The organism is Nocardiopsis lucentensis DSM 44048, from assembly GCF_000341125.1.
GTDB classification, from domain to species: domain Bacteria; phylum Actinomycetota; class Actinomycetes; order Streptosporangiales; family Streptosporangiaceae; genus Nocardiopsis; species Nocardiopsis lucentensis.
Genome location: NZ_ANBC01000087.1, coordinates 1 through 3454 on the forward strand (window position 1 = coordinate 1; position 3454 = coordinate 3454).

The window sequence follows — 3454 nt, forward strand, 5'->3', positions numbered from 1 at the left end:
CGGCCCTGCTCGCGCTGCGCGACCGCGCCCTGCTGGAGGTGCTCTACGGCACGGGTGCACGGATCTCCGAGGCGGTGGGGTTGGACGTGGACGACGTCGGCGACGCCGTGGAGGGGGACGACGGCGTCGGACTGGTGCGTTTTCGCGGCAAGGGCGGGCGTGAGCGGTTGGTGCCGCTGGGTTCGTACGCGCGGCGCGCGCTGGGCGCCTACCTGGTGCGGGCCCGCCCGGCGCTGGCGATGTCGGGGCGGTCGGGGCCCGCCGTCTTCCTGAACGCGCGCGGCGGTCGTCTGACCCGGCAGGGCGGATGGGCGGTCCTCAGCGCTGTCGCGGACAGGGCGGGGGTCGAGGGTGTCTCACCGCACACGCTGCGGCACTCCTTCGCCACCCACCTGCTGGACGGAGGTGCCGACATCCGGGTCGTCCAGGAGCTGCTGGGGCACAGTTCGGTCACCACCACCCAGATCTACACGTTGGTGACCGTGGACCACCTGCGCGAGGTGTACGCGTCCAGCCACCCTCGGGCACGGCGCTGAACCGGTGCGGGGCACCCGATGCCGCGCGGGCGGGGCCGTCGCCGGAGCGGGCGCGACGGGGTTTCTTCGATTGGTTCGTGTTGAAGTGCGTCGTGTCGTCGTTCTAGAGTCGCCGCACAGAGGTACGTTGCTGTCGACATATTGAGTTTCCGACGGCGGCCAGGCGCAGGGGAGCAACGCCCCTCGGGCCGTGGCCGGTCCGTGGGGGAGGTCAAGGGTTGTGAACTGGTCGGAGAACGACGCGGATGCGAACACCGCACCCGTCGGCGGGCAGGACCCCGCCGACCCGGTGAGCAACCCTTGGGGGACGACACGCAACACGGGGGCGGAACTGCACACCAAGAGACCGGAGTACCAGTTTCCGGTGCCGGAGCCGCTGGACGAACACGGCCCGGCACGAATTGTAGCACTCTGTAACCAGAAGGGTGGGGTCGGTAAGACCACCACCACCATCAACCTCGGGGCGGCCATCGCCGAGTTCGGCAGACGGGTGCTGCTGGTCGACTTCGACCCGCAGGGCGCGCTCTCCGTCGGCCTGGGCAGGCTCGACCCGCGCGAGCTGGACCTGACCGTCTACAACCTGCTGATGCAGCGGGACGTGTCGGTCGAGGACGTCCTGCTCAAGACCGACATCGACGGTCTGGATCTCATTCCGAGCAACATCGACCTGTCCGCGGCCGAGGTCCAGTTGGTCGGCGAGGTGGCCCGCGAGCAGATGTTGGGCCGGGCGCTGCGGCCGGTGATCGACGACTACGACGTCGTGCTCATCGACTGTCAGCCGTCGCTGGGCCTGCTCACCGTCAACGCGCTCACCGCGGCCGACGGGGTCATCGTGCCCCTGGAGTGCGAATTCTTCGCGCTGCGTGGTGTGGCGCTGCTCATGGACACCATCCAGAAGGTCCAGGAGCGCCTCAACGAGCGCTTGGTCATCGACGGCTTCCTGGGCACCATGTACGACCCGCGCACCCTGCACGCGCGCGAGGTGCTGTCCACCATCGTCGACGGCTTCGGCGACAAGGTCTACGGGACGGTCATCAACCGGACCGTGCGCTTCCCGGACGCCACAGTCGCGGGGGAGCCCATCACCAGGTTCGACTCGTCCTCGGCGGGCGCCAACGCCTACCGGGAACTGGCCAAGGAGGTGCTGGCGAGGTGGCCTCTCAGCGGTCACGGCGCGTGACCCTGCCCGGGGCGGACGAACTGTTCTTCCGCCCCTCCGGCCCCGAAGCGGAGCCGGACGAGCCGACCGGACGCCAGCGCACGGCACCCGAGCGCGAGGCCGCGGGAGACGGATCCGAAGGCGGCGCCAAGGGCAGGCGTGGCACCTCCGGAGGGGCCGCCAAGGTGCGCCGCGCTCCCAAGCCGAGCGGCCGCCAGCGCCACGACGAGAAGATCACCGTGTACGTCTCCGGGGCGGAGCTGCTGGCCCTGGAACAGACGCGGCTGTCGCTGCGGGCCGAGCACGGGTTGTCGGCCGACCGCGGCCGCCTCGTCCGCGAGGCCGTCGCGGTGCTGCTCGCCGACTTCGAGGAGCACGGTTCGTCCAGCATGCTGGTGCGGCGGCTCAGCGAGGACTGATCGTCGGGCCCGGTGCGAGGGGGAGCGCCGGGCCCGACGGGGTGAGGGTGTCACCGGCGGAGCCTGGCCGGTGACACCCTTGTGTGTATGAGTGAGACGACGTGGAGCCGCCCCCATGGCGGCTGATCAGGAGGCGCACCCGCCCCCGGAGGAGACCGGGGAGGGCGACCCGAACGCCTTCCAGGTGCACCTGGACAACTTCGAGGGGCCCTTCGACCTGCTGCTGGCGCTGATCTCCAAGCACAAGCTGGACATCACCGAGGTGTCGCTGTCGAGGGTCACCGACGAGTTCATCGCCCACATCCGTGAGCACGGTGAGGCGTGGGACCTGGACCAGGCCAGCAGTTTCCTGCTGGTCGCGGCGACGCTGCTGGACCTGAAGGCGGCCCGGCTCCTGCCCCGGGGCGACGTGGAGGACGAGGCCGACCTCGCCCTGCTGGAAGCCCGGGACCTGCTGTTCGCGCGACTGTTGCAGTACCGCGCCTACAAGGAGGTCGCGGCGGTCATGAGCGACCGTCTGGTGTCGCAGGGCCGCCGGTACGCGCGCGCGGTGCCGCTGGAGGAGCGGTTCGCGGCGCTGCGGCCGGAGGTGCTGTTCCGGTTGGGGCCGCAGGAGTTCGCGGCGCTGGCGGGCCGGGTGTTCACCCCCAAGGAACCGCCGAGCGTGCCGGTCACCCACATCCATCAGACCAAGACGTCGGTCAAGGAGCAGGGCGAGCTGGTCGTGGCGGCGCTGCGGGAGCACGGGACGCTCACGTTCGCCGAACTCACCGAGGGGTGTACCGGTACCTTCGAGGTCGTCGCGCGCTTCCTCGCCCTGTTGGAGCTGTACCGGGCCGCGAACGTGGGCTTCGACCAACCGGAGCCGCTGGGCGCGCTGACGGTGACGTGGACCGGCGGCGAGGGCGAGGTTCGGGTGGAGACCGACTACGACGACGCCGCGGGCGAGGGGGAAGGGCGATGAGCGGGGAACGCAAGGCCGGTGTGGGGGATGTCTCGGCGTCGGCGACGCTGCGCCGCGACCTGGAGGCGGTGCTCATGGTGGTGGACCAGCCGGTCGCCGAGTACGACCTGGCGCGGGCCCTGGAGGTGCCCCTGGAGGTGGTGACCCGGACACTGGAGGAGCTGGCCAGGGAATACACCGAGCAGGGCCGCGGTTTCGATCTGCGTGCGGTGGCCGACGGGTGGCGCGTGTACACGCGGCCCGAGTGCGCCGACATCGTCGAACACTTCCTCAAGGAGGGGCAGGAGGTCCGCCTCACGCAGGCCGCCCTGGAGACGATGGCGGTGGTGGCCTACCGCCAGCCGGTCTCCCGCGGCAGGGGCTCCGCCGTTCGCGG

Annotated in this window: 5 protein-coding genes; all 5 read left to right on the forward strand. The window is 70.8% G+C overall.

Going from position 1 to position 3454, the window contains the following annotated elements:
- Positions 1-536, forward strand: a 536-nt coding sequence (locus D471_RS41545; RefSeq protein ID WP_017597207.1) for a tyrosine-type recombinase/integrase, incomplete at its 5' end; no start/stop codon positions are given.
- 220 nt (positions 537-756) lie between these two features.
- The gene (locus D471_RS0102735; protein WP_017597208.1) at positions 757-1716 is read left to right on the forward strand and encodes a ParA family protein; all 960 of its coding nucleotides are present in this window, start codon (positions 757-759) and stop codon (positions 1714-1716) included.
- On the forward strand, positions 1689-2114 hold the full coding sequence (locus D471_RS0102740; protein ID WP_017597209.1) for a hypothetical protein: 426 nt from the start codon (positions 1689-1691) through the stop codon (positions 2112-2114). The genes D471_RS0102735 and D471_RS0102740 overlap by 28 nt, the downstream gene beginning before the upstream one ends.
- A gap of 115 nt (positions 2115-2229) precedes the next feature.
- The gene (locus tag D471_RS0102745; protein ID WP_017597210.1) at positions 2230-3078 is read left to right on the forward strand and encodes a segregation and condensation protein A; all 849 of its coding nucleotides are present in this window, start codon (positions 2230-2232) and stop codon (positions 3076-3078) included.
- On the forward strand, positions 3075-3454 hold a 380-nt coding region (gene scpB / locus D471_RS32730; protein WP_017597211.1), incomplete at its 3' end, for an SMC-Scp complex subunit ScpB. The genes D471_RS0102745 and scpB, both read left to right, overlap by 4 nt.